A 24,387-nucleotide genomic window follows, 5' to 3' on the forward strand; every position below is an offset into this window, starting at 1 on the left:
TCGTCGCGATCCTGCACGGGGCGCCCTCGGTCAGCTGACACCCTTCATGAGCCGCAGCACGGGCTTCGCCGACAGCAGCAGGCCGACGCCGACCACGATCGCGATGCCGCCGAGGATCGAGAAGTACGGCACCTCGTTCTTCGGGTCGTAGAACTGCACGAGCCACCCCGAGATCGCCGTGCCCAGCGCCACGGAGAGGAAGAAGAGCGCGACCATCTGCGTGTGGAAGACCCGCGGCGCGAGCTTCGTCGTGACCGAGAGCCCGACCGGCGAGATCAGCAGCTCGGCGATCGTGAACACCAGCAGGATGCCGACGATCGCGAGGAGCGGCGTCGAGTTGGCGGCGCCGTTGGCGAAGGGCAGGAACAGCAGGAAGGCGGCGCCCATGATCATCGCTCCGAGCGCGAACTTCACCGGCGTCGACGGCTGGCGCTTTCCTAGGCGCGTCCAGATCGCGGCGAAGACTCCCGACAGGATGATGATGAAGATCGGGTTGATCGACTGCACCCACGAGATCGGCATCTCGAAGCCGAACAGATCGCGGTTCAGCCGCTCGTCCGAGTACACCGTGAGCACCGTGAACTGCTGCTGGTAGAGCGACCAGAAGGCGACGCTCGTGATGAACAGCGGCAGGAAGCCCCACACCCGAGAGCGTTCGGTGCCGTCGATGCGGCGGCTTGTGAGGATGACAGCGAAGTAGGCGATCGACGCGACGATCGTGGCGATGATGACGATGGTCGAGAGGTTGTCCGCCGTGATGACCCCGACCAGCACGAGCACGGCGATCAGCACGATGGCGGCGATCGCGATGCCCACCACGAGCGGATAGCGCGATGCGGGGAGCGGGTTCGGCACGGCCCGCGCCTCGTCGGGGAGTCCGCGACGGCCGAAGGCGTACTGCACCAGGCCGAGCGTCATTCCGATGGCGGCGAGTCCGAAGCCGAAGTGGAACCCGAGCGTGGACTGCAGGATGCCGGTGAGGATCGGGCCGAGGAAGGCGCCGAGATTGATTCCCAGGTAGAACAGCGAGAACCCTGCATCGCGCCGCGTGTCCTCAGGTCTGTAGAGGGTGCCGACGACCGCTGTCGCGTTCGCCTTGAGCCCGCCCGAGCCGAGCGCCACCAGGACGAGACCGACACCGACACCGAGGAAGCCGGGCAACAGCGCGAGGGCGACGTGGCCGGCGACGATGACGATCGCGCTGAGGAACAGCACCCGTTCCGATCCGAGAATCCGGTCGGCGATCCACGCGCCGAGGATCGTCGAGAGGTAGACCGATCCGCCGTACGCGCCGACGATTCCACCCGCGACCGCCTGCGAGAGGCCGAGCCCGCCCTCGGTCACGGAGAAGTACAGGTAGATCAGCAGGATGCCCTGCATGCCGTAGAAGCTGAACCGCTCCCACATCTCTACGCCGAAGACGTGGACGAGTGCCCAGGGCTGCCCGAAGAACCGCGTGTCGGACTTCGAGGCTGTGGTGTCGCTGGATGCCATTCCTCCACGGTACGCCCCGTCAGCGCACGGATCCCAGCCCGATCGCGTCGCGCGATTCCGAAATCCTGCGCGGGAGGGGCAGACTGGGGTCGTGCGAACCATCCGTGATCTCGACACCGTTGAACTCATCATCGACGCGCAGAGCCTGCTGGACTCGATCCGCGGCCCTGAGCGCGTCATCGACGCCGGAACCCTGCGCGCGCTGCAGCAGTCGGGCAACTACGTCGTCGGCCTCTTCGATGTCGAGGAGGGGGAGGAGCGCATGGTCGGCGCCTCGATCGCCTTCTTCGGCGCTCCGGCCCGGCGGGCGATGCACTCGCACATCACCGCGCTGCTGCCCGAGTACCGCGGTCGCGGATGGGGCCGTGAGCTCAAGGAGCACCAGCGGCAGTGGGCCTTCTCGCGCGATGTCGGCCGCATCAGCTGGACCTTCGACCCGCTCGTCGCCCGGAACGCGCACTTCTTCCTGACGGTGCTCGGTGCGCGCGCGACCGGATACTCCGTCAACCGCTACGGCATCTTCGGCGGCGGCGACGCCGGAGACGAGAGCGATCGGCTCGACGTGGAGTGGGCACTCGCCGACATCGCCAAGCAGCCGGCATCCGAGTCCGTCGTCGAGACGCTCGAGATCCCGACCGACATCGAGGAGATGAGGGTCTCCGACCCGGATGCCGCGCACGAGTGGCGCCTGCGCCTGCGTGCGCAGATGGAGGGACTGCTCGGCAGCGGTCTCACCCTGTCGGGGTTCGACGTCGAGAGGGGCTACCTCTTCTCGGCCTGAGCATCTCGAGGCTCGAGACAGTCGAGGTCTGCGAGTTGCGCTGCATCACGCGCGGATAAGATTGACGTGCCCGTGATCACGGGTCATCTCCCGCAGCCGACCATTGGAGCCACCGTGGCCGAACAGTCCCGTCTCGACAAGGTCATCGCCCTTGCCCGCCACCGCGGGTTCGTCTTCCAGGCCGGTGAGATCTACGGCGGTTCGAGGTCGGCGTGGGACTACGGGCCCCTCGGCACGGAGCTCAAGGAGAACATCCGTCGCCAGTGGTGGCAGACGTTCGTGCGCGGCCGCGGCGACATGGTGGGCCTGGACTCGAGCATCATCCTGCCCAAGCGCGTGTGGGAGGCCTCGGGTCACGTCGCCACCTTCACCGACCCGCTGGTCGAGTGCCTGAGCTGCCACAAGCGCTTCCGCGCCGACAACCTCATCGAGGACTTCGAGGCGCGCAAGGGACGCAAGGCCGAGAACGGCCTCGCCGATGTGCCCTGCCCCAACTGCGGAACCAAGGGCCAGTACACCGAGCCCAAGTCGTTCTCGGGCCTCGTGAAGACCTACCTCGGTGTCGTCGACGACGAGTCGGGCCTGCACTTCCTGCGCCCCGAGACCGCACAGGGCATCTTCGTGAACTTCTCGAACGTGCTCACCGCCAGCCGCAAGAAGCCGCCGTTCGGCATCGGCCAGGTCGGCAAGGCGTTCCGCAACGAGATCACCCCCGGTAACTTCATCTTCCGCACCCGCGAGTTCGAGCAGATGGAGATCGAGTTCTTCACGCCACCCGCCGAAGCGCAGGAGTGGTTCGACCACTGGGTCGAGGCCTGCTGGAACTGGTTCATCGACCTCGGCATCGACCCCGAGAACATGCGCCAGTTCGACGTGCCCGAAGACGACCGCGCGCACTACTCCGCCGGCACGATCGACGTCGAGTACCGCTTCGGCTTCACGGGCAAGGAGTGGGGCGAGCTCATGGGCGTCGCCAACCGCACCGACTACGACCTCTCAAGCCACAGCGAGGCCTCGGGGCAGAGCCTGACGTACTTCGACCAGGCCACGGGCGACCGCTACACGCCGTACGTCATCGAGCCGTCGTTCGGCCTCACGCGCGCCATGATGGCGTTCCTCGTCGATGCGTATCGCGAAGAGGAGGTGCCGAACGCCAAGGGTGGCACAGACGTGCGCACCGTGCTGAAGCTCGACCCGCGCCTGGCTCCGGTCAAGGCGGCCGTGCTGCCGCTGAGTCGCAATGAGCGCCTGTCGCCCCTCGCCCGTGAGGTCGCCGACACGCTGCGCAGCTCGTGGGCCGTCGACTTCGACGACGCCGGCGCGATCGGTCGCCGCTACCGTCGCCAGGACGAGATCGGCACGCCGTTCTGCGTCACGATCGACTTCGACTCGCTCGACGATCGCGCCGTCACCGTGCGTGACCGCGACACGATGGCGCAGGAGCGCGTCTCGATCGACGAGCTGCACGAGTACCTCGCGGAGCGCCTCAAGGGCGCCTGACTCTCATGAGGTCGCCGGGGGGACGGACTCACCAGGAGCAGATCGCCGCGACCCGCGCGGTCGCGGCGATCGTGATCGGCGCGCTCGCGATCAGCTGGATGCTGCTCGCCGTGCTCGACCTTCAGGACAACGACGGAGCCGCGCCGATCATCGCGATGTTCGGCATTCCCGCGATCGCGTCGGCTCTGGTCATCCAGATCGTGATGACGCGGCTCGGGAAGCGGAAGAGAGTGCCGAAGCCGGTGCTCTGGCTGATGCTCGCCGTCCTGCCGCTCGGAACGCTGCTCGGCTTCGTCGTGGCGATCCTTCGTGAGCCCGACTACTTCATCGGGGACGACGGCCCGTGGATGCTCGTCTGGGTGCCGATCTTCATCTGCGTCGGTGTGACGCTCGGCGCTCTGGTGTGGTTCTTCTTCGTGTTCCCCCTCGTCTCGCTGGCGAAGGTGATCCGTCTGCTCGCCCGCCGTGAGGCGCGGCCCACGGCATTGATCATGCCGCTCGTGCTGCTCGCGCTCGGGGTGGTGTGCGTCGTCGGGGGCATGTCGATGTCGAGCGGCGAGGTCGGACGCAGGGCTGAGGCGCAGGTCATCGCGGCCTTCTTCGGACTCCCGGGCACCTACGAGGTGATCTGGGAACCGGGGCTCTGGATCGTACGCGGCATCGTCGCGGCGATCGTGCTTCTGCTCGCGGTCCCTGCAATCGGCGCACGCCTCCGTCGCGCTCGTCTCAGCCCGTGACGGTCAGCTGCACCTGATCCGTGCCGCCCGCTTCGACCCACGCGAGTGATCGCTCGAGGATGCCGCGGAGCACGTCGAGATCGATCTGCTCGAGGTCCTTGATGTACAGGCATCCGACGCCGGTCGTGTGCGGTCCGAGATCCTGGAGCGCCGCGCCGTGCGCGTCGACACCGTCGAACAGGTAGATCGTGGTCGCCGCCTTGCGGGGAGCGAAGCCGAGCAGGCCGCTGTCGCCCTCGGTGCCCGTCGGGTACCGGTAGTGACAGCTGCCGAAACCGATGATCGTGCCCCAGGTCTGCGGTTCGCGTCCCGTGACCTCCTGCATCAGCGCGGTCAGCGTCTCGGCATCCCGACGGCGCACGGCCGGGGTGGCGCGGGCGATCAGTCCGACGACGTCATCGCCGGTGGGCTTCATGCCTTCACCTTCGCCGCGGCCTTCATGGCCTTCTTGTGCTCGCGCACCTTGGTCAGGGACTCGGGGGAGACGATGTCGGCGACGCTGCGGTACGAGCCCTCGACGCCGTAGTCACCGGCGGCCTCACGCCAGCCCGCACCGGTGAATCCATACTGCTTGCCCAGCAGCGCGAGGAAGATCTTCGCCTTCTGCTCGCCGAATCCGGGCAGAGCCTTGAGGCGCTTGAGTACTTCGGCACCCGACGGGTCGCCCGCGGTCCAGATCGCCGAGGCGTCGCCACCCCATTGATCGACGAGCTCCTGGCAGAGCGTCTGCACCCGAGCCGCCATGGAGCCGGGGAATCTGTGGACTGCGGGAGTCTCTTTGAAGGCGGTGAGGAACTCGTCGGGATCCATGTCGGCGATGGCGGCCGCGTCGCTAGCGCCGGTGCGCTGTTCGATCTTGAGCGGACCTGCGAATGCTGTCTCCATCGGAACCTGCTGGTCGAGCAACATCCCGACCAGCAGTGCAAGCGGGTTGTCGGTCAGGAGGGCGTCGGCGGCGGTGTCTCCGGTGATGTGCAGGGCCATGCATCCAGTCTGTCACCCGTATGCGTGCGTGGAGAGGTCAGATCCTCTGCAGCTTCGGCAGCGGACCCTCGAGGCGGGCGATCGAGACGCGGACATCGGCGATATCGGCCTTGAGCTCGGTCTTGACTGCGGCGATCTCTTCTTTGAGTTCGGTGCGGAGGTCGGCGATGTCGGTTTTGAGTTCGGTGCGCAACTCGGCGATGTCGGTCTTGAGTTCGGTGCGCAACTCGGCGATGTCGGTCTTGAGTTCGGTGCGCAACTCGGCGATGTCGGCCTTGAATTCGGTGCGCAACTCGGCGATGTCGGTCTTGAATTCGGTGCGGAGGTCGGCGATGTCGGTCTTGAGGTCGGTGCGGAGGTCTGCGATCTCGACTCTCACGGCGACGATGTCGCCCTTCATCTCCTTCTTGAGATCGGTGATCTGCGTCTCGACCGTGGTGAACCTGTCATCGATCCTGTCGGACTGCCGAGCGAGCATTCGGGAGACCCCTCCGAGCACGGTGGCGGTGAAGGCGAAGAGGGCGATGATGATGCCGATCACGTTCGGGTCCACGAGCATGCTCCCAGTCTGCGTCGCGCGTCGGACGCTGTCATGGGTTCGACGATATGAAGCAGGGATGATGCGTGGGGTGAGGCGTCGTCCGAGACCGCGAGTTCTGGGGACGAGCCCTCGACGACTTCCTCTGTGCAGAGAGGGTGACGCCTCAGGCGGTCGCGGCGGTGTCGGCGTCGGAGGGCAGTGCAGACTCGGCAGGTGCGATGCCGTACAGGGTCGCGAGCGCCGCGGCGAACTCACCCGCCTGCCCGGTCGCGGCGAGCTCATGCGCGCGCGTCGTCGGGGTGTGCAGCAGCACGCCGGTCAGGTGTCGCAGCGCCTGCTCCACCTTGCCGTCTTCGTCGCCGCGAGCGCGCGCCCGACCGATCTCGGCCTCGAGCAGCGCGAACATGTGCGAGCGGAGCGCCACGACCGAGGGGGTCACGCTCTGGCGACTCCCCACCACGTGGAAGGTCTCTGCGGCTTCGCGGACCACGGTGCGTGCGGCATCCGTCGCCTGGAGCTCGTCGAGCGGAGCGTGCAGGCTGATCGTCTCGAGATCGAGCAGCGCGACGCCCTCGAGAGCGGCGACGGCGGGGTCGACGTTGCGGGGCATGCCGAGGTCGACGACCAGCTGACTGTGCGAGGCGACGGGGCAGCCCGCAGCCGCGATGCCCGTCGGAGCCTGCAGATGCGCCGGCGTGAGCACCGGCTCCGTGGCCGTCGTGCAGGTGATCAGCAGGCTTGAGCGCGAGGCGATGCGCGCGTAGTCGTCGGCGGCGACGGGCCGGATGCCGTGCTTCGCCGCGAACTTCTCGGCGCGGCCCGACGGCGAGTACACCGAGATGTTGACGGCGCCGCGCTCGCGCAGGGTGGCGAGGGTGACGGCCGCGTACGCGCCGGTACCCACGAGCAGCACGCGCTCGGCGGCCCAGTCGGCGATGCGGCTGTCGGCGAGCTCGAGTGCGAGGCGCACGAGCGAGCGGCCGGCACGGCCGAGGGCCGTGACGTTCTTGACCTTGCGCTGCGCCTGGCTCGCGCGCTGGAAAAGACGCTCGAGCTCGGGAGAGGTCGTGCCGTCCTTGCGGGCGGACTTCAGGGCGCGGCGCACCTGCCCGGCGATCTCGCCCTCTCCGGACACGACGGATTCGAGACCCGAAGCGACCGAGAACAGGTGCTCGGCGACTCGGCGACCGGAGTGCACGTCGTAGGCGCCGTCGAGCTCTGCGGTCGGGATGCCGGTCGCGGATTCGACGGCCTCGAGCACCGCTTCGACGCCGATCGCACCGGCCGCCGTGACGGGTTCGTCCATCTCGACGTACGCCTCGAAGCGGTTGCAGGTAGCAAGAACGACCGCACCCTGCACGCAGGACGCCGTGTCCACGATCGTGGAGGCGACGTCATCGGGGGTGCGGCTCAAGCGTTCGAGCAAATCGAAGGAGGCGGTCTTGTGACTCGCCGTGACACACAGCAGCACACGACGATTCTACCCCTCCACGCGCACAGGTCGGCCAGAGGGGCGAGATGGGAGAATGGGGTCATGCCTCTCTCCGACGCTCCGCTGCTGCGCGCCCTCACCGGACCCCGTCCCGAACATGCTCCCGTGTGGTTCATGCGACAGGCCGGCAGGTCGCTTCCCGAGTACCGGGAGCTGCGAGTGGGAACGCGGATGCTGGACGCCTGCCTCACGCCGCACCTCGCGGCCGAGATCACGCTGCAGCCGGTCCGTCGGCACGGCGTCGACGCCGCGGTGTTCTTCAGCGACATTGTGATCCCGCTGCGCCTCGCCGGCGTCGAGGTGGAGATCGAGCCCGGACGCGGTCCCGTGTTCGCGAACCCGGTTCGCACGGCTGCCGATGTCGACCGGATCACCGCGATCGACCCGGACTCCCTCGACGGCACGGCGATCGCCGAGGCCGTGCGCCTGGTGACCGCCGAGCTCGGCGACACCCCGCTGATCGGGTTCGCGGGAGCGCCGTTCACGCTCGCCGCCTACCTCGTCGAGGGCGGCCCGTCGAAGGAGCACCTGCGTGCGCGCGGCATGATGCACGCCGACCCCGATGCCTGGCATCGACTCGCCGGCTGGCTGGCGCAGATCTCGCGTCGCTTCCTCGAGACGCAGCGCGACGCCGGAGCGTCCGTCGTGCAGCTCTTCGACTCGTGGGCCGGATCGCTCAGCACCGCCGACTACCGCGCCTTCGTCGCTCCGCACTCGCGCACGGCGCTCGAGGGCATCGGAGTTCCGAGCATCCACTTCGGAGTCGGAACCGGGCCGTTCCTCGCAGACATGCGACTCGATGGCCTCGCCGATGCCGTCGGCGTCGACTGGCGGCTGCCTCTCGACGAGGCCGCCGCCATCCTCGGACCGGACGTCTCGGTGCAGGGCAACATCGACCCGGCACTGCTGTCGGCGCCGTGGCCCGTTCTCGAGGCGCACGTGCGCGATGTGGTCGAGCGCGGCCGCGCCGCCCGCGGACACATCGTCAACCTCGGACACGGTGTGCCGCCGGAGGCCGACCCCGACCAGCTGACACGGATCGTCGAGCTCGTCCACTCGATCTGATCGGTCTGATGCGCGGGACTCACGCCCTCGCGATGCGCCGTCGCCACCACCGGACGATTCGGAGATCGCCGGGGCCGAATCGGCCTTCCGGGAGCGCGGCGCGGATGCGGGCATCGCTGAAGGGGCGTGTGGGGCGGATGTCGGCCGGCGGCTCCGGAGCAGCGGGAAGCGCCTCGCTCACGCCCTCTGCGAGCATCCTCGCCTGGGCCTTCGCGACCAGTGGCACCACCATCGCCCATTCCGTGAGCTGAGCGAGGATCCGGATGGTCCACGTCGGCACCGGTACGAACGCCGGCCGGCGTCCTGCCACACGCGCGATGCGCCTGATCGCCTCGCCGAGAGTGATCTCATCTGCGCCCAGAACGGCCACCGTGGGGTCGGGGATGCGGCCTTCCAGCGCCGCGACCAGTACGTCGACGGCATCATCGATCGGCACAGGGCGGGCGGTGCGCTCGCGGAATCCGACGGTCCAGAAGAGGGGAACTGTGCGCACGGCTTTGGTGACGTGATCGACCATGTGGTCGCCGGGGCCGTAGATCATCCCGGACTTGAGGATCGTGTGCGCGGTGCCTGAGCCGCGGATGATCTCCTCGGCCTCCCATTTCGACTCGTGGTACGGCGATCCGCAGTCGGGGCGGGCGCGGAGAAAGCTCACCATCACGATGCGGCGGACACCCGCCCGTCTCGCGGCCTCCACGACGGCGCGCGTGCCGTCGACATGCACGCGCTGGAAGGTCTGGTCGCCGATCTCGCGGTTGATGCCTGCGCAGTGGGCGACCGCATCGCACCCGGCGAAGGCCGCGGCGAGGGCGTCGACGTCGTCGATCTCGACGCCGCTCCGGCGCGAGACGACGACCGCATCGCTCAGGCGCTCGGCCAGGTTGCGACCGACGAATCCGGTTCCGCCGGTGATCGCCACTCTCATGAGAACTCCTTCGCTCATTAGCTACTGGGCTAAACTGTATCTAGCACAGGTGCTATATTGCAAACATGACAGATAGCGCGACCGACATCTTCGCCGCGTTGGCCCACCCGACTCGACGTCAGATCCTGCAGGACCTCAAGGGTGGCGAACTCGCGGCCGGTGAGATCGCATCCCGCTTCTCGTCGAGCGGGCCGACGATCTCGCGGCACCTCAGCGTGCTGCGGCAGGCGGGTCTCGTCAGCGAGCGACGCGACGCCAACCGCATCCTCTACTCGCTCGTCGGCGAGCGGTTGGCGCTCTCGGTCGGTGACTTCCTCTCGACCGTGTGCCCCGAGCAGATCGTGCTCCGCGAGGTGCGCAAGCGCGGTACCGGCCGCGCCTCCACGGCCCCCGCCGAAGCCTGACCCGCTTTCCCCTGCCGACGACTGTGAGTCGTCCAGGTCGTGGGTGACAGGATTGAGTCATGACCTCGAAGTCCGCGAACCATGAGTCTTCCCGTGCAGAGCTCGCAGCCCGTGCGGAGCTCGCTGCGAAGAAGCACGTCGTCGTCGTCGGCGGGGGCGTCGGCGGACTGATCGCGGCGCGCGAGTGCGCCAAGGTCGGCATGCGTGTGACGCTGCTGGAACGTGCGGATGCCGTGGGTGGTGCCATCCAGCGGGCCGAGCTCGACGGCGTCGTGGTCGATGCGGGAGCAGAGAGCTACGCGACCCGCGGCGGGCGCGTCCGTGCGCTGATCGACGACCTGGGGATCGCCGACCGCGTCGTGACACCCGCGGCGGGAGGCGCGTGGCTCGCCGGGATCCCGAGCGTCGGTGCGGCGCCGCTGCCGGTCGGTGGCATCCTCGGCATCCCCGGGAATCCGTTCCAGGAGGACGTGCGGCGCATCCTCGGGTGGTCCGGCGTGTGGCGCGCGTATCTCGACCGCGTGCGACCGCCGCTCACCATCGGTCACAACCACAGCCTGGGCAGACTGGTGGCCTCACGCATGGGGGCGAAGGTGCGCGATCGCCTCGTCGCTCCGGTGACCACGGGCGTCTATTCGGCGTCTCCCGAAGACGTCGACGTCGACGTGGCAGCACCCGGGCTCAACGCCGCGCTGACCCGCGTCGGATCGCTGTCGGGCGCGGTGCAGGCCCTGCGCGACGAAAGCGCGTCGCGCGCTGCGAAGGCGCAGTCGCCGGGGGCCGCGGTCGAGGGCCTCGACGGTGGCATGACGGTTCTGATCGACGCGCTCGTCGCCGACCTCGAGAAGCTCGGAGTCGTCGTGCGCACCGGTGTCAGGGTCACGGCTGTCACGAAGTCCGGCGACTCGTGGGTCGTCACCGCCGAGAGCGTCGCGACCGCGGACGTCCCCGGCCGGGACGCGCGGAGCGCGGAAGAGGGTGACGTCGCCGGTCGAGCCGATGACGGCGCGCTCTCCGCGGACGGTCTGGTGATCGCGACGCCCGAGTCGTCAGCCCGTACCCTGCTGGCGTCGGTCGCCCCGGCGCTCGCCGCGACCGACGCGGCCGAGTCGCCCGAGATCGAACTGGTGACGCTGCTGCTGGCGCCCTCGGCGATCGACGGCGCGCCGCGCGGCACCGGGGTGCTGACCGTGCCGGGCAGCCACACGGCGAAAGCCCTCACCCACTCGACGGCCAAGTGGGAGTGGGTGCGACGGGCGGCCGGAGACCGCCACGTCGTGCGCGTCTCGTTCGGTGCGCAGGGCGAGCCCGCCGCGACGGCGAGTCTCGATGACGCCGCAGCGACACGCCTCGCGGTGCGCGAAGCATCCGCTCTCCTCGGCGTCCCGCTCTCCGACGAAGACGTCGTGGCCGCGCACCGCTCGCGCTTCGTGCAGTCGCAGCCGGCCTCGATCATCGGCTCCGGCGAGCGGCGCACGGCGGCGCGCACCGCGGTGCAGGCGGTCGCGGGTCTGGCGGCGGTCGGTGCCTGGCTCGCGGGAACCGGACTCGCGCAGGTCGTGCCGGATGCACAGCAGGAGGCCGACCGGCTTCGCCGCGCGCTCCTGTGGGAGTGAGGCGAGTCGACTCCGCACCGTGAGTCACCCCCATGGGCCGCCGTCTGTCAACCCTCTGACGTGTAGATGCCGAATTCGGAATACAGGGCTACGCTGGACACCTGGCAGGCGGCGCCGAGCCGCCGGTTCGCCGCAGGGCGTTCACACCGGAACAACGTGAGGAGACCCCATGAAGGGGAAGATCGGACTCGTCGTAGGACTCGGCGTGGGATACGTGCTCGGAACGCGTGCAGGACGCGAGCGCTACGAGCAGATCAAGACGCAGTGGCTCAAGGTGTGGAACCTCGACCCGGTGCAGGAGCAGGTCGACAGGGTCAAGGGCTACGTCGGCGACAAGGCTGCAGCGGTGCCCGGCGCGATCTGGACCGGTGTGCAGAAGGTCGTCAAGTCGGCGAGCGGTGGCGACAAGACCGCCGGCCAGCGCCTCGACTCCGCCGTCGCCGCGGGCCGCAAGGCTGCGGAGGACATCGTCGACGCGACGGACGACGCCGTCGATGAGGTCAAGACCGCTGCCAAGAAGGATGCCGCGAACAGGCCCGCAGCCAAGAAGTCCACGTCTGCGCGTTCCGGCGCAGCGAAGTCCGGAGACTGAGATGCCCCGCGGATACCGTGATCGCGCCGAGGACAGCCTGCTGTCGCTGATCGGCGATCTGCCCGAACTCATCGGCAATCTCGTCAAGGCCGAGATCGACGCCGCGAAGACGTGGGTCTCGAGGACAGCCAAGGATGCGGGCATCGGCTCGGTCTGGTTCCTCGTCGCCCTGTTCTTCCTGTTCTGGGCCGTGCCGGTGATCCTGGTGTTCGCCATCGCCGGCCTGTCGTCGTGGTGGCCGGTCTGGCTCTCGGCGCTCGCCGTGCTCGGCATCCTGATCATCGCCGTGCTGCTGTTCGCGCTGCTCGGCATCCTGAAGTTCCGCAAGGTGCTCCGCCGACAGAATCCCGCTCAGGCGGTCGGCGAGGACATCCGACTCGTGAAGGAAGCCGGCGATGACGAACTCTGACAGCACGTCGATCCAGAAGGCCGCAGGCGCCACGTCACTGCCCAAGACGGCGGTCCCCGCAGGGATCCTCGACCCGGTGGCATCGGCGCGAGCCGAGCTGAAGGCCGCTCTGGCAGCGATCGAGGTCAAGGGCAACGTGCCCCGGCGCCTCGACAAGGCCTCGAAGCGCGCCGCCGCGAAGGCGCGTGTGTTCGCCGACCGCAACCCGGTCGCGGCCGTCGCCGCAGCTGTCGCGATCGCCGCGGCGGTCGGCGGTGCCGTGTGGGTCCTCGCGCGCGCCCTGTCTCGCTGAGGCGCCTCGCACGGAGTCTCCGCTCTCACGGGGTCGCACCGGTGCTGTCAAGCGGGTCCGGGGAATTAGCCACCGCTCGGTAAAGGGGGCAGACTGGTTCCATGTCCGATGAGCGCGAAGAGAACCCGTCCGGCTTCACCCTGTGGGCGGTCTGGCGACGAAACCCCGACGTTCCGGTCACCGAGTCCGACTCCACCGAACTCGAGACGATCGTCTCGTACATCGAGGATTCCGGCGTCACGGTCCGCGGCTTCTACGACGTCTCCGGTCTGAAGGCCGACGCCGACCTGATGGTCTGGCTGCACGGCGACACGGCGGAAGAGCTGCAGAAGGCGCTGCGTCGTCTGCGTCGCACCGAGCTGCTCCGCTCGCTCCTGCCCGTCTGGAACGTCATGGGCGTGCACCGCGACGCCGAATTCAACCGCTCCCACGTGCCCGGATTCCTCCGCGGGGTCGAGCCGAAGGACTGGCTGTGCCTGTACCCCTTCGTGCGCACGCCCGAATGGTACCTCGCGCCGGAGGAGGAGCGTCGCAAGATGCTCGCCGACCACGGGCGCAAGGGCGCGGCGTTCACGGGAGTGATCGCCAACACGGTCGCCGCGTTCGCTCTCGGCGACTACGAGTGGCTGCTTCCGCTCGAGGCCGACGACGTCACCGAGCTCGTCGATCTCATGCGCGACCTGCGCTACACCGACGCGCGTCTCTACGTACAGGAGGAGATCCCCTTCTACACGGGGCGCCGACTCCGGTTCGACGAGATCGCGGACGTGCTGCAGTAGGCCGCGCGATGACGACTCCGAAGAACAGGTCCACCCCGATCCGGTTGGGCACTCGCCGCAGTGCGCTCGCCCAGGCGCAGTCGGGTCATGTCGCCGCTGCTCTCGAGAAGGTGTCCGGCCGTCGCGTCGAACTCGTCCCGATCACCAGCGAGGGCGACACGAACCGTGCGTCCCTGTCGGAGATCGGCGGGCAGGGAATCTTCGCGACGCGCCTCCGCGAGGCCTTGCTGGCGGGGGAGTGCGACTTCCTCGTGCACTCGCTCAAAGACCTTCCGACGGCGATCCCCGCCGGGCTCGTGATCGCGGCGACGCCGGTGCGTGAGGACGCTCGCGACGTGGCGATCACCCGTGCGGGCACTCCGTTGCACGAGCTGGGCACGGGCAGCACGGTCGGCACCGGCTCGCCGCGGCGCATCGCGCAGGTCCGTCGCCGGGCTCCGCACGCCGAGGTCGTCGACATCCGAGGCAACGTCGACTCGCGGTTGCAGCGGGTGGCATCCGGAGAGCTCGATGCGGTGATCCTCGCCGCCGCCGGGCTGTCGCGGCTCGGCTCCGACTCGCCGCTGCGCCGGGAGGAGCTGGGTCTCGCCGAGTGGCCGACCGCGCCGGGACAGGGATCGCTCGCCGTGGAGACCCGCGAGGATGCGCCTGATGAGCTGCTCGCAGCGCTGGCAGAGCTCGACGACGAGCAGACGCGTCTGGCCGTCACCGTCGAGCGGGCCGTGCTCGAGGGACTCGACGCGGGGTGCCAGGCGCCCATGGCTGCGCACGCGTCTTTCGACGGCGCCGAGATCCGCGTCAGGACGGTCGTCTACGCCCCGGATGGGGGCCGCCGGATCGGCCTCGACGTCACGGAGGTCCTGAACGGGGAGTATATTCAACGGAACGGCAGTGGCAATGGAGCGGATGCTGCCGATGGTGCAGTCCCGATGCACGCGGCTCGCGAGCTCGGGTTGAGTGTTGCCCGTCGGCTGCTCGATCAAGGGGCGGCTGACCTTGTTTCCCGAGAGCATTCCTCATGACGAATTCGAAGCAGAACCGGCCGCTGGACGGCTGGAGGATCCTCGTACCCCGCGGTGGCCCGTGGGGTGACGGGGTGGCCGCGAGACTTCGCGACCGCGGAGCGGTGCCCGTCGTGGCGCCGCTGATCAACTTCGCGCCGACCACGGATCAGGCGGCGCTCGACAGTGCTCTGCGGCGTCTCGCAGCGGGTGAGTACGACTGGCTGACCGTCACGAGCGCGACGACGGTCGACGTGATGTTCGCCCACCGCGCGGTGGTGCCGCGCTCGACGCGGATCGCCGCAGTCGGCGAGACCACCGCGGCCGCTCTGCAGGCGGTCGGCTACGAGGTCGCGATCGTTCCCGAAGAAGACAACTCCGCCGCGGGTATGGCCGAGCAGCTGATCGCTCTCGAGACGCCGGAGCGTCGCCGCATCCTCGCCCTCCGCAGTGAGATCGCGAAGCCCGTGCTGAGCGTGATGCTGCAGGAGGCCGGGCACGACGTCGACAGCGTCGTGGCGTATCGCACCGTCGGTGTGCCGGTGACCGACCGCATCAAGCGCGATGTCGAGAACGGTCGCATCAATGCGATCCTCATCACCAGCGGCTCGGTGGCGGAGCAGGTGCGCGAGCAGTTTCCGCAGATCCCCGACGAGACGCTGCTGGCGGCGATCGGGCCCCGCACCGCGAAGGACGCCGACAGGGCGGGGCTCCCGATCACGGTCGTGGCCGACCGGCAGACGGTCGACGCGCTGATCGATGCGGTGTCGAGCTTCACCCTTCCGCACGCGTCGGATGAGCTGGCGCCGTGAGCTTCCCTGACGTGCGTCTGCGCCGGTTGCGCCAGTCTCCTGCGGTCCGCGGCCTCGTCCGTGAGACCTCGCTCGAGCCTCGCAACCTGGTGCTGCCGCTGTTCGTTCGCGAGGGCATCTCCGAGGCGGTTCCGATCGGTTCGATGCCGGGAGTCGCGCAGCATTCGCTCGATTCGCTGCGTGCTGCCGCCGTGGATGCCGCGGACGCCGGAGTCGGCGGCGTGATGCTGTTCGGCGTGCCCGCCGTGCGCGACGCGCAGGGCTCGGGCGCAGACGACCCGAAGGGCATCCTGAACGTCGCGACCGAGGTGCTCGCAGCCGAGGTCGGCGATGCACTCGTCGTGCAGACCGATCTCTGCCTCGATGAGTTCACCGATCACGGTCACTGCGGAGTGCTGGCTGCCGACGGCTCCGTCGACAACGATGCGACGCTCGTGCGGTATGCGTCGATGGCGCTCGCGCAGGCGCGTGCCGGATCGCAGCTGCTCGGCCTGTCGGGAATGATGGACGGCCAGGTCGCCGTGATCCGCGCCGCTCTGGATGCCGAGGGCTTCACCGGCACGCTGCTGCTCGCCTATGCGGCGAAGTACGCGAGTGCTTTCTACGGACCCTTCCGCGAGGCGGTCGACTCTCAGCTGAAGGGCGATCGCCGCACGTATCAGCTGGATCCCGGCAACCGCCGGGAGGGTGTGCGTGAGGCCGTCGTCGACGAGCAGGAGGGCGCCGACATCGTCATGGTCAAGCCGGCTATGGCGTTCCTCGACGTGCTGCGCGAGGTGCGCGACACCGTCGACATCCCCGTCTGGGCCTATCAGGTGTCGGGGGAGTACGCGATGATCGAGGCGGCCGCCGCGAACGGCTGGATCGACCGTCGGGCATCGATTCTGGAGTCTCTGCTGTCGATCCGCCGTGCCGGCGCCGACGCAGTGCTCACCTATTGGGCGACAGACGCCGCCCGTTGGCTGCGCGGCTGAGACGCCGCCTCGCCGTCGTTCTGGAAGGACCCCATGACCGATCGCAATGACGACCTGTTCTCCGCTGCCCGCTCGGTGATCCCCGGTGGGGTGAACTCGCCGGTGCGCGCCTATGGATCGGTCGGCGGCACGCCGAGGTTCCTGGCGTCGGCCACAGGTGCCACGGTGACGGATGCCGAGGGAATCGAGTACGTCGACCTGGTGGCGTCGTGGGGACCTGCCCTGCTCGGCCACGCTCACCCCGAGATCGTCGCCGCCGTGCAGGACGCCGCGGCTCGCGGACTCTCGTTCGGAGCGCCGACCGAGGGCGAGGTGGAGCTCGCGGCGTTGATCGCGGACCGTGTGCGGTTCGGCGAAATGCGTCCGATCGAACGCGTGCGCCTCGTGTCGACGGGCACCGAAGCCACGATGACCGCCATTCGCCTGGCGAGGGGGGCGACGGGTCGCGACCTGCTGGTGAAGTTCGCCGGTCACTACCACGGCCACTCCGACGGACTGCTCGCCGCGGCGGGCTCAGGAGTCGCCACGCTGGCCCTGCCCGGATCCGCCGGCGTGCCCGCTCCGATCGCCGCGCAGACGCTCGTGATCGACTACAACGACCGTGACGCCCTCGAGGCCGTGTTCGCCGAGCACGGCCCGCGGATCGCTGCGGTGATCGTCGAGGCGTCGGCGGCGAACATGGGTGTCGTCGCACCGCTGCCGGGGTTCAACCGCTTCATCGCCGAGACCGCGCATGCGCACGGTGCGCTGATGATCATCGACGAGGTCCTCACCGGGTTCCGCGTGCACCCGGCCGGCTTCTGGGGACTGCAGGCAGCTGCCGGTGAGGAGTACATGCCGGACATCTTCACGTTCGGCAAGGTCGTCGGAGGGGGGATGCCGCTGGCGGCTCTGGGTGGACGCGCCGAGGTCATGGATCTGCTCGCGCCGCTCGGCCCCGTGTACCAGGCGGGAACCCTGTCGGGTAATCCGCTCTCGGTCGCCGCGGGTCTCGCGACGCTGCGACTCGCGACGCCCGAGGTGTACTCGAAGGTCGATGCGTCGGCGGCACGCGTGGCTTCGTCGCTGACGGCTGCGCTGGCGGATGCCGGGGTCACGCACGCAGTGGCGAACGCCGGCAGCCTGTTCAACCCGTCGTTCCGGGCGACCGCTCCGCGCGATTACACCGAGGCGCAGGCCCAGGACACGTTCCGTTACGCCCCGTTCTTCCACGCCATGCGCGAGCAGGGGGTGGCGCTGCCGCCCAGCGTGTTCGAGGCCTGGTTCCTCACTGCGGCCCATGGCGAAGACGAGCTGCAGCGCATCGAGGCGGCGCTGCCGATCGCCGCGGCCGCTGCGGCGCGGGCCCAGGAGGGCTGACGCCGGTCGCTGTCTCTGATCGCTGTCTCTGATCGCTGTCTCTGGTCGACGTCGCCGTCGCTGGTCGCCGTCGCACACCTAGGCCGGGCCAGCTCCTTGGCCCGTCCCACGAGAGGGGAACTGGTCCCGGTCCCACGAGAGCTGGTCCAGTCGCACTCCAGGCGCGAACTGGCTCTCGGGGCACTGCGGACTTCTAGACGAACATCACGCGTCGTCTCGGTGCGTCTCGGTAGGTGCGGCCGAGCGGACTGAACCAGTCGATGGTGCCGTCCGGAAGCTGCTGGGCCGTCCATCGGGCCTCGTCGGCGACATCCGGATGTTTCAGGGCGTGGTGTCGAGCGCACAGGTGGCCGAGATTGTGGATCTCCGTCTTCCCACCCTTGGCGTGGTCGAAGGTGTGGTCGATCTGGCATCGGTGCACCGGCATCCTGCACCCCGGGAATCGACAGTGCTGATCGCGGGCCCGGAGGAATCGTCGCATCGATTCCGTGGGTGAATAGTTGTCGGTCTCGACGACCATTCCGGTGGGATCGAGGAAGAGACGCGACCACCCGCTGTGTCGACCCGCGAGGTCGCGGACGACATCGGGGTGCACGGGGCCATGGCCGTCGAGTTGGGCGGGTCGGTCGTCGCAGCCGGCAAGCGTTGTGGCGGCGATCGTGACCTGGATGCGAGCCGTGATGTTGTCGAGCGCGCAACCGTGCGCGGCGCTCGGATCGGAGGCGAGCAGAAGGTCGATCAGGAGGTCGGTGCGCACCTGATCGATCGTGCGCTCGTCGGCGGGGATGTGCTCGACATCGGGGCTGTTGATCGGGTCGACCATCGGGTCGACCATCGGATCGGTCGTGAACGTGCCGTCGCCGAAGATGGCGTGGTCGTCGCGCGAGGGATCGTCGTGGGCGATGTCTTCGGGGTAGATCGGATTCTCGCCGTCGTCGATCGGCTCGAGAGTCGGCTCGTGGTCGCTCCGGTTCCTGATGACCGCACGAGCCAACTGCGTGAGTCGATCCATGACGGCCACCGCGAGGTGCTCGGGCAGGACGATGGTCAGCACCGCGAGGCCGTCTCCGGCCGGACGCATCGTGACCGTGCGTTCGGACTTCGCCCGTCGGTGACGCTCGACGATCGTCGTGCCGGCCAGTACAGCGGCGAGTTCACGCAGGTGCGCCCTGGTGCGAGCCGGTGTCTCTTTCTCGGCGACGATCACGGCGACCGTGTCGTAGAGCGGCAGCACATCGGCATCCGCGGTGCCGTTGTTCACCGCCTCGCGAACCACGCCTGCGGCGCGCACGATCTCGCGGACGTGCGCGGCTGTGATCGTGCCCTGTCGGAAGGCCGTGCGCACCCCGGGATGACTGCCCTCGACGAACCCGGCGTCCGTGAAGGCGTAATCGACGCTGCCCTGAGTCATCCGCCCCGCTGCAGAGTACTCCGCGATCATCGACCGGCGGATGGCGTCGCGATAGCGGGGATGCTCGTCGCCGTCGGCCTCGCTCAACCGCATCCTTTCAGCGAGAAGAGACGATGCCTGAGCCTCGAGAGCGGCGATCTGCCGACGCTTCTCGACCCAGGCGTCGAGCAGCGCCGTCCGCTCTTCGAGGTCGTCTGGCTCGGTTCGTGTCATGCATCCGAGTCTAGTACATTTGTTCGAATAGCCGAGTGGAACACCGGAATGGGAGAAGCGCCATGGAGAGACCGGACAACGGATCGTTGCCGTCCTGTGAGCAAGAAGCAGACAACTCGCAGGGCGCCGCTGGCAGACTTGACGCATGGTGACGTTGCTGCTGGACCAGACGCAACTCGAGGTCGTGCTCTCGCCGATCGAGCGAGCCGCGAGCTTCCACCGGGACAATCTTCGCATCGCGCGCGACACCATCACCAAGGTGCAGCTCATCGAGGACGCGTGGACGTGGCTGCGCGGGGTGCCCAATCCCGGGACCCACATCCCGGGCGTCCTCGCATCGGGCACCTGGAAGGCGGCCGGCAGTGTGGACTTCGTGCTGATCCGCCGACGTCGCCCGAGCGTCGTGATCGACCTCGACGGCGATGAGCAGTATCGTCGCCTGATCCTGACCACGCGTCACGGGCTCGCCCTGACGCAGGCGCTGCGTCTCGACGTCTCGCACGAGCCCGCGGACGTCGAGGAGATCGTCGCCACCGCACCCACGTCGACGTCGAAGGGGCGCCGGCGACCCGTCATCCGGCCGAGACCGGCCTGAGCCCGGCTCCGGTACCCCGGTACGGAAACGCCCTCCGTCGCCTGTCGGCGCGGAGGGCGTTCGCGGGGGAACCGGGTGCGGGTCTAGTTCTCGCGGTGCTCGTGCTGGTGCTCGCCGTCGTGGTGCTGACCGTGCTAATGCTCGCCCTCGGGAGTCTCGACCGGTTCCTCCGCCTCGGGGGCTGCATCGGTCTCGCCCTCGCCGAACGGATACTGCTTCGGCTCGTCCTCGTAGTAGGCGCGCGCGGCGGCGGCCAGCATCGAGCTGACGGCAGCGGATCGAGGGTCGTCAGCGTCGGACTCGCCAGCATCATGCGTGTCAGCGTCGTGCGTGTCGCTGTCGTTCGCGTCGGACTCGTACTCGCCGGTGCCGGGCTCTTCCTCGTCGGACGCGGAGTCGTCTGCACCCGGGGCGGTGGACACGTCGACGCCCTCGTGCTCGTCGGTGCCCGGCTCGGCGGAGTCGGAGGACCGCTCGGTCACAGCGGTTTCGGTCGCGGTGCCGAACAGGATGTCATCGAACGACGGCTGAGGTGTCGATGCGTCGGCGTCGGAGGCGAGGGCTTCTTCTGCATCGGCTTCTTCTGCGTCAGCTTCTTCTGCATCGGCTTCTTCTGCGTCGCGTTCCGATGCGGCTGCCACTCCGTCGGTCTCGGAGTCGACAGTGTCGCCGCCCGCAGGCTCCACACCCTCGCCCTCGGATTCCGCATCCTCGCCGCCACCGACAGCATCCGTGCTCTCGGCTTCGGCTGCGTCCTCGATCACGACGGGCGGGACGACCACCGGTGCGGTGGCGAGTGCGCGCGGCGCGTGCTTTCCGCCGCGGACGAGCTCGATGAAGATGTCCTCGAGCGTGGGGCCGCGCTGCACGAGCGTGGTCAGGGCGATGCCCGCGTCGGCGGCGATCGCGCCGACGGTGCCGGCGTCGCCGCCACGCACGGTCAGACCGGATCGCAGCACCTCGACCTCGAAGCCTGCGGCGGAGAGCGCAGCGGTGAGGGCGACACGATCGGCGGCATCGACCACGACGGCGCCGGACGACGGATCCGCCAGCGTCTCGATGCCGCTGGACAGCATCAGCTGACCGCGGGAGAGCACGAGCACGTTGTCGGCGACCTGCTCGATCTCGCTCAGCACGTGCGAGGAGACGAGAACCGTGCGGCCTTCGTCGGCGAGCCGACGCATCAGGAGGCGCATCCAGCGGATGCCCTCGGGGTCGAGGCCGTTCGCCGGCTCATCGAAGACGAGGGCGCCCGGGTCGCCGAGAAGCGCATGGGCGACGCTGAGTCGCTGTCGCATGCCGAGCGAGAAGCTGCCGATGCGTCCGTCGGCCTCGTTCTCGAGGCCGACGAGAGAGAGCACCTCATCGACGCGGGACAGCGGGATGCCGTTGGCTTTGGCCGAGATCGTCAGCTGTCGTGCCGCCGAGCGACGAGGGCGGTACACGGTCTCTTCGAGTACGGCGCCGATCGTGCGCAGGGGGTGCCGCAGCTCCGAGTAGGCCGCTCCGCCGATGGTCGCCGTGCCGGTCGTCGCACGCACCTGGCCGAGCAGGATGCGCAGGCTCGTGGTCTTGCCGGCGCCGTTGGGACCGAGGAACGCGGTGACCGCTCCGGGTTCGATACGCGCAGAGAAGTCGGAGACCGCCGTCACCTCATTGAAGCGTTTCGTCACGCGCGTGAACTCGAGCACCTGTCCGTCGGGCATCCGCGACCTCTCCTTGAAAAATGGGCAGTTCCGTCTATCCTGCCGGAAAAGCCCTCGGATCGCGCATTTACCTCACTATTCGGGTCGTCTGCAAGAGCGGAATCGAGCGGGTAGCCTGGCACGCGTGACCGACTCCACCGCCTCGCCCCGCGTCCTCGTCCGCACCGAAGGGGCGCTCGGCCGGCTCACGCTGAACCGCCCCGAGGCGATCAACGCGCTCGACATCGACATGATCCGTATGCTCACCGAGGCGCTCGATCGGTGGCGATCCGACAGCGACGTGCAGATCGTGCTGATCGACGGCGAGGGCGAGCGCGGAATGTGCGCCGGCGGCGATGTGCGTGCCCTGCATGCGCAGATCACGGCGGGGCAGGCCGACGAGACCGCGGAGTTCTTCCGGGCGGAGTACGCGCTCAACGCGACGATCGCGGAGTACCCCAAGCCGATCGTCTCGATCGCCGACGGCATCACGATGGGCGGAGGCGTCGGGCTCTCGGGGCACGCCGCCATCCGCATCGTCACCGAGCGCTCGAAGCTCGCGATGCCCGAGACGCGCATCGGCTTCACGCCGGATGTCGGGGGTACCTGGCTGCTCGGCCGTGCGCCGGGGCGGTTCGGGGAGTACTTCGGGCTCACGGGCGGCACGATGGACGGCGCCGATGCCGTTCTGCTCGGCTTCGCGGATCATGTGGTGCCGTCGGATCGCCTCGAGGCGCTGCGAGAGGCGCTCGCGTATCGGGCGGACCCGACCGGACCTGCCGAGATCGTCCTGCTCTTCGACGAGACTCCGGAGCCCTCCGCCCTCCCCGCATCACGGGAGTGGGTCGACGCGGCATTCTCGGCGGACACGGTGGTCGAGATCGTCGAGCGACTGCGGGAGCGGAGCGAACCGGATGCCGTCGCCACTGCCGACCTGCTCGGGAGCCTCGGTCCGACCGGCCTGGCGGTGACTCTCGACGCCGTGCGTGAGGCCCGTCGAATGCCTGGGCTTCGCGCCGCGCTCGAGGGGGAGTATCGCCGCGTGATGTGGTTCGTGACGCAGCATCCCGACCTCGTCGAGGGCATCCGCGCGCAGCTCGTCGACAAGGATCGGAACCCGAAGTGGGATCCGCCGACACTCGCCGACCTCGCGTCGGACGCGGGCGCGGCGGCGCGCGGCTTCGTGCCGCCGCATCCGCTCTTCTGAGGAGGCCTGACGCGTCAGGTCCTCTCGGTCTCGGACGACCCGCTCGACGACCGGGCGACGAGGCGCAGGACGTCGATCACGTCGTCGATCGCGCTGCCGGAGCTCTCGGCGGCGGTCACGAGCTCCCTGATCTGACGGATGACGGCGTGCGGCACGACGCCCGCCGACTCGGAGACTCGTGTTCCCGCCGCCGTGCGGGTCACGACCAGACCGTCGCGCTCCAGCAGCCGATACGCGCGGGCGGCCGTGCCGGCGGCGACGCCGAGGTCCGACGCGGTCTGCCGCACAGTCGGAAGCCGTTCGCCCGCCCCGAGCTGACCGGACATGATGAGCCCACGGAACTGCCGGTAGATCTCGATCGCCGGACTCGACTCCTCGGCGGGGTTCTGTGCGGCGTCCGGCAGTGAGATCCGACCGGAGGATGCGGTCATCGTCCGCTCTCCACAAGCGTCAGGATCGCGTCGCCGGCATCCGGCCGGTCAGACGGAGCGGGGCGCCGGAGCGGTCGCCGGATGCCGGTCGCGAAGAAAGCAGAAGGAAGGCGCAGACCTCGATCACGGGGGCGGTCCAGCCGGCGGCCGTGGCGAACTCGGCGTATCACCACGCGACCTCGTAGGTGCCGCCTCCCTCGATGGTCAGCCCGGTCGTCGTGCCCGACTCGGCGATGAAGCGCCACGCGGCGGCGAGCGACAGCAACGTCGCCCCCGTCGCGATGCGCAGGATGCCGGACGCCACCGTCGACCGGAGAGTCCGCTCGATCCGAAGGGTCTCGGGGGCGATGAACGGGCGCGCGGCATTGCCGTGCATCGTCGTGACACTCACGGCGATCAGGGCGGCGAGGCTGAGCAGGACGGGCACCCCGTAGGCCCAGCCGAAGAACCAGGGGCGCAGGGGATCGACGGATGCGTTCTGGATGGGCACCTCGAGCCAGACGTAGCGGCCCTTCGGGTCGGGCGAGGAGGCGAGTCCGGCCGCGATGGTCGTCAGCGTGAGTGCGAGCGCGGCGAGCCCTGCGCCGGAGAGGTCCGCCCTGGCACCGAAGGTCGCCCACGTGCGCCGGCCGGCCAGGGGTACCGGTCGCCGTGGCGTGGACGAACCCCGCAGTGCGATCAGCGCCGGGAGCGCGAGAAGCGCGACCGCACCCGTGAGGATCGGTGTGGCGTACCGCCACCACGAGACCGTGTCGCCGTCGGGCGGCATCAGAGTGGCCGTGAGATTCTCCACGACGAGGCTGACGACGACCGCGATCGCGCCGATGCGCACGGCCACCCGCTCCGGTCGGTAGCGCGCACGCAACGGCTCGTCGAGAGCCGCCGACGCCGAATCGCCGGTGCCGCTGACGCGGTGCCGGGAGAACGTCCGCCAGGCGATCGCGAAGATCGCGGCGATCGCCAGCGAGAACAGCGGCTGCGAGAGCAGCGCCTGAAGGATCTCCGACGGCTCGGCGGTGAGCAACGCGATCAGTCTGTCCATGGTCTTCGTCCCCCGTGTGTGAGTTTGTACCCACTGTCTATCACAA

General features: G+C 69.0%; 26 protein-coding genes. 16 read left to right on the forward strand and 10 right to left on the reverse strand.

Going from position 1 to position 24,387, the window contains the following annotated elements:
• Positions 1-30 precede the first annotated feature (30 nt).
• A complete protein-coding gene (locus IXW21_RS01295; RefSeq protein WP_194762438.1) occupies positions 31-1,494 on the reverse strand; it encodes a peptide MFS transporter in 1,464 nt (487 codons plus the stop codon).
• 91 nt (positions 1,495-1,585) lie between these two features.
• Here IXW21_RS01295 and IXW21_RS01300 point away from each other — a divergent pair, with 91 nt between their 5' ends.
• The 3 genes from IXW21_RS01300 (at position 1,586) to IXW21_RS01310 (ending at position 4,512) form a co-directional block, all read left to right on the forward strand.
• Entirely contained in the window at positions 1,586-2,275 is a 690-nt protein-coding gene (locus IXW21_RS01300; protein WP_194762439.1) for a GNAT family N-acetyltransferase, read from the forward strand.
• Positions 2,276-2,389: 114 nt separating this feature from the next.
• Positions 2,390-3,775, forward strand: coding sequence for a glycine--tRNA ligase (locus tag IXW21_RS01305; RefSeq protein WP_194762440.1), 1,386 nt, complete (start codon positions 2,390-2,392; stop codon positions 3,773-3,775).
• Between the two features lie 5 nt (positions 3,776-3,780).
• Positions 3,781-4,512 (forward strand): hypothetical protein, encoded by a 732-nt coding sequence (locus IXW21_RS01310; RefSeq protein ID WP_194762441.1) that lies wholly within the window; start codon positions 3,781-3,783, stop codon positions 4,510-4,512.
• Here the strand turns inward: IXW21_RS01310 and IXW21_RS01315 are convergent.
• From IXW21_RS01315 to IXW21_RS01330, 4 genes are all read right to left on the reverse strand, one after another.
• Positions 4,502-4,927, reverse strand: a complete 426-nt coding sequence (locus tag IXW21_RS01315) for a DUF1801 domain-containing protein (protein ID WP_194762442.1) — start codon at positions 4,925-4,927, stop codon at positions 4,502-4,504. The genes IXW21_RS01310 and IXW21_RS01315 overlap by 11 nt on opposite strands.
• The gene (locus IXW21_RS01320) at positions 4,924-5,496 is read right to left on the reverse strand and encodes an HhH-GPD-type base excision DNA repair protein (RefSeq protein ID WP_194762443.1); all 573 of its coding nucleotides are present in this window, start codon (positions 5,494-5,496) and stop codon (positions 4,924-4,926) included. Before IXW21_RS01320 ends, IXW21_RS01315 begins: the two co-directional genes overlap by 4 nt.
• Positions 5,497-5,533: 37 nt before the next feature.
• A complete protein-coding gene (locus IXW21_RS01325; protein WP_194762444.1) occupies positions 5,534-6,055 on the reverse strand; it encodes an apolipoprotein A1/A4/E family protein in 522 nt (173 codons plus the stop codon).
• A 145-nt stretch (positions 6,056-6,200) separates the two neighbouring features.
• Positions 6,201-7,508, reverse strand: coding sequence for a glutamyl-tRNA reductase (locus IXW21_RS01330; RefSeq protein ID WP_194762445.1), 1,308 nt, complete (start codon positions 7,506-7,508; stop codon positions 6,201-6,203).
• 63 nt (positions 7,509-7,571) lie between these two features.
• Here IXW21_RS01330 and hemE point away from each other — a divergent pair, with 63 nt between their 5' ends.
• A complete protein-coding gene (gene hemE / locus IXW21_RS01335) occupies positions 7,572-8,594 on the forward strand; it encodes a uroporphyrinogen decarboxylase (RefSeq protein ID WP_194762446.1) in 1,023 nt (340 codons plus the stop codon).
• Positions 8,595-8,613: 19 nt separating this feature from the next.
• Here hemE and IXW21_RS01340 read toward each other — a convergent pair whose 3' ends face one another.
• Positions 8,614-9,519 (reverse strand): NAD(P)H-binding protein, encoded by a 906-nt coding sequence (locus IXW21_RS01340; protein ID WP_194762447.1) that lies wholly within the window; start codon positions 9,517-9,519, stop codon positions 8,614-8,616.
• 65 nt (positions 9,520-9,584) lie between these two features.
• Between IXW21_RS01340 and IXW21_RS01345 the strand changes: the two genes are divergently transcribed.
• The 10 genes from IXW21_RS01345 (at position 9,585) to hemL (ending at position 17,757) form a co-directional block, all read left to right on the forward strand.
• On the forward strand, positions 9,585-9,923 hold the full coding sequence (locus IXW21_RS01345; protein WP_194762448.1) for a metalloregulator ArsR/SmtB family transcription factor: 339 nt from the start codon (positions 9,585-9,587) through the stop codon (positions 9,921-9,923).
• 59 nt (positions 9,924-9,982) lie between these two features.
• The gene (gene hemG, locus IXW21_RS01350; protein ID WP_194762449.1) at positions 9,983-11,539 is read left to right on the forward strand and encodes a protoporphyrinogen oxidase; all 1,557 of its coding nucleotides are present in this window, start codon (positions 9,983-9,985) and stop codon (positions 11,537-11,539) included.
• Positions 11,540-11,708: 169 nt separating this feature from the next.
• Positions 11,709-12,131: a hypothetical protein gene (locus IXW21_RS01355; RefSeq protein WP_194762450.1), complete on the forward strand. Its 423-nt coding sequence runs from the start codon at positions 11,709-11,711 to the stop codon at positions 12,129-12,131.
• 1 nt (position 12,132) lies between these two features.
• Positions 12,133-12,540 carry a phage holin family protein gene (locus tag IXW21_RS01360; protein ID WP_194762451.1) on the forward strand — a complete coding sequence of 136 codons (408 nt, stop codon included), beginning with the start codon at positions 12,133-12,135 and terminating at the stop codon, positions 12,538-12,540.
• On the forward strand, positions 12,527-12,832 hold the full coding sequence (locus IXW21_RS01365; RefSeq protein ID WP_194762452.1) for a hypothetical protein: 306 nt from the start codon (positions 12,527-12,529) through the stop codon (positions 12,830-12,832). The genes IXW21_RS01360 and IXW21_RS01365 overlap by 14 nt, the downstream gene beginning before the upstream one ends.
• 101 nt (positions 12,833-12,933) lie before the next feature.
• Complete coding sequence (gene hemQ, locus IXW21_RS01370; RefSeq protein WP_194762453.1) at positions 12,934-13,611, forward strand: hydrogen peroxide-dependent heme synthase; 678 nt, start codon at positions 12,934-12,936, stop codon at positions 13,609-13,611.
• An 8-nt stretch (positions 13,612-13,619) separates the two neighbouring features.
• Positions 13,620-14,633, forward strand: a complete 1,014-nt coding sequence (gene hemC, locus IXW21_RS01375; RefSeq protein WP_194762454.1) for a hydroxymethylbilane synthase — start codon at positions 13,620-13,622, stop codon at positions 14,631-14,633.
• On the forward strand, positions 14,630-15,424 hold the full coding sequence (locus tag IXW21_RS01380) for a uroporphyrinogen-III synthase (protein ID WP_194762455.1): 795 nt from the start codon (positions 14,630-14,632) through the stop codon (positions 15,422-15,424). Before hemC ends, IXW21_RS01380 begins: the two co-directional genes overlap by 4 nt.
• On the forward strand, positions 15,421-16,398 hold the full coding sequence (gene hemB / locus IXW21_RS01385; RefSeq protein ID WP_194762456.1) for a porphobilinogen synthase: 978 nt from the start codon (positions 15,421-15,423) through the stop codon (positions 16,396-16,398). Before IXW21_RS01380 ends, hemB begins: the two co-directional genes overlap by 4 nt.
• Before the next feature lie 33 nt (positions 16,399-16,431).
• The gene (gene hemL / locus IXW21_RS01390) at positions 16,432-17,757 is read left to right on the forward strand and encodes a glutamate-1-semialdehyde 2,1-aminomutase (RefSeq protein WP_194762457.1); all 1,326 of its coding nucleotides are present in this window, start codon (positions 16,432-16,434) and stop codon (positions 17,755-17,757) included.
• Positions 17,758-17,950: 193 nt separating this feature from the next.
• On the opposite strand, the gene IXW21_RS01395 is transcribed toward hemL, so the two are convergent.
• A complete protein-coding gene (locus IXW21_RS01395; protein ID WP_194762458.1) occupies positions 17,951-19,381 on the reverse strand; it encodes an HNH endonuclease signature motif containing protein in 1,431 nt (476 codons plus the stop codon).
• Between the two features lie 145 nt (positions 19,382-19,526).
• Here IXW21_RS01395 and IXW21_RS01400 point away from each other — a divergent pair, with 145 nt between their 5' ends.
• Positions 19,527-19,976: a hypothetical protein gene (locus IXW21_RS01400; protein WP_194762459.1), complete on the forward strand. Its 450-nt coding sequence runs from the start codon at positions 19,527-19,529 to the stop codon at positions 19,974-19,976.
• 134 nt (positions 19,977-20,110) lie between these two features.
• Here IXW21_RS01400 and IXW21_RS18140 read toward each other — a convergent pair whose 3' ends face one another.
• Positions 20,111-21,682, reverse strand: a complete 1,572-nt coding sequence (locus tag IXW21_RS18140) for an ATP-binding cassette domain-containing protein (RefSeq protein WP_228528031.1) — start codon at positions 21,680-21,682, stop codon at positions 20,111-20,113.
• 124 nt (positions 21,683-21,806) lie between these two features.
• Here IXW21_RS18140 and IXW21_RS01410 point away from each other — a divergent pair, with 124 nt between their 5' ends.
• A complete protein-coding gene (locus tag IXW21_RS01410) occupies positions 21,807-22,868 on the forward strand; it encodes an enoyl-CoA hydratase/isomerase family protein (RefSeq protein WP_194762460.1) in 1,062 nt (353 codons plus the stop codon).
• A gap of 14 nt (positions 22,869-22,882) precedes the next feature.
• On the opposite strand, the gene IXW21_RS01415 is transcribed toward IXW21_RS01410, so the two are convergent.
• Together IXW21_RS01415 and IXW21_RS01420 are read right to left on the reverse strand one after the other, a co-directional pair.
• A complete protein-coding gene (locus IXW21_RS01415) occupies positions 22,883-23,299 on the reverse strand; it encodes a GntR family transcriptional regulator (RefSeq protein ID WP_194762461.1) in 417 nt (138 codons plus the stop codon).
• 166 nt (positions 23,300-23,465) lie between these two features.
• Positions 23,466-24,341 carry a hypothetical protein gene (locus tag IXW21_RS01420; protein WP_194762462.1) on the reverse strand — a complete coding sequence of 292 codons (876 nt, stop codon included), beginning with the start codon at positions 24,339-24,341 and terminating at the stop codon, positions 23,466-23,468.
• Positions 24,342-24,387: the final 46 nt, after the last annotated feature.

This window comes from Microbacterium sp. UFMG61 (assembly GCF_015354505.1).
In the GTDB taxonomy this organism is placed as follows: domain Bacteria; phylum Actinomycetota; class Actinomycetes; order Actinomycetales; family Microbacteriaceae; genus Microbacterium.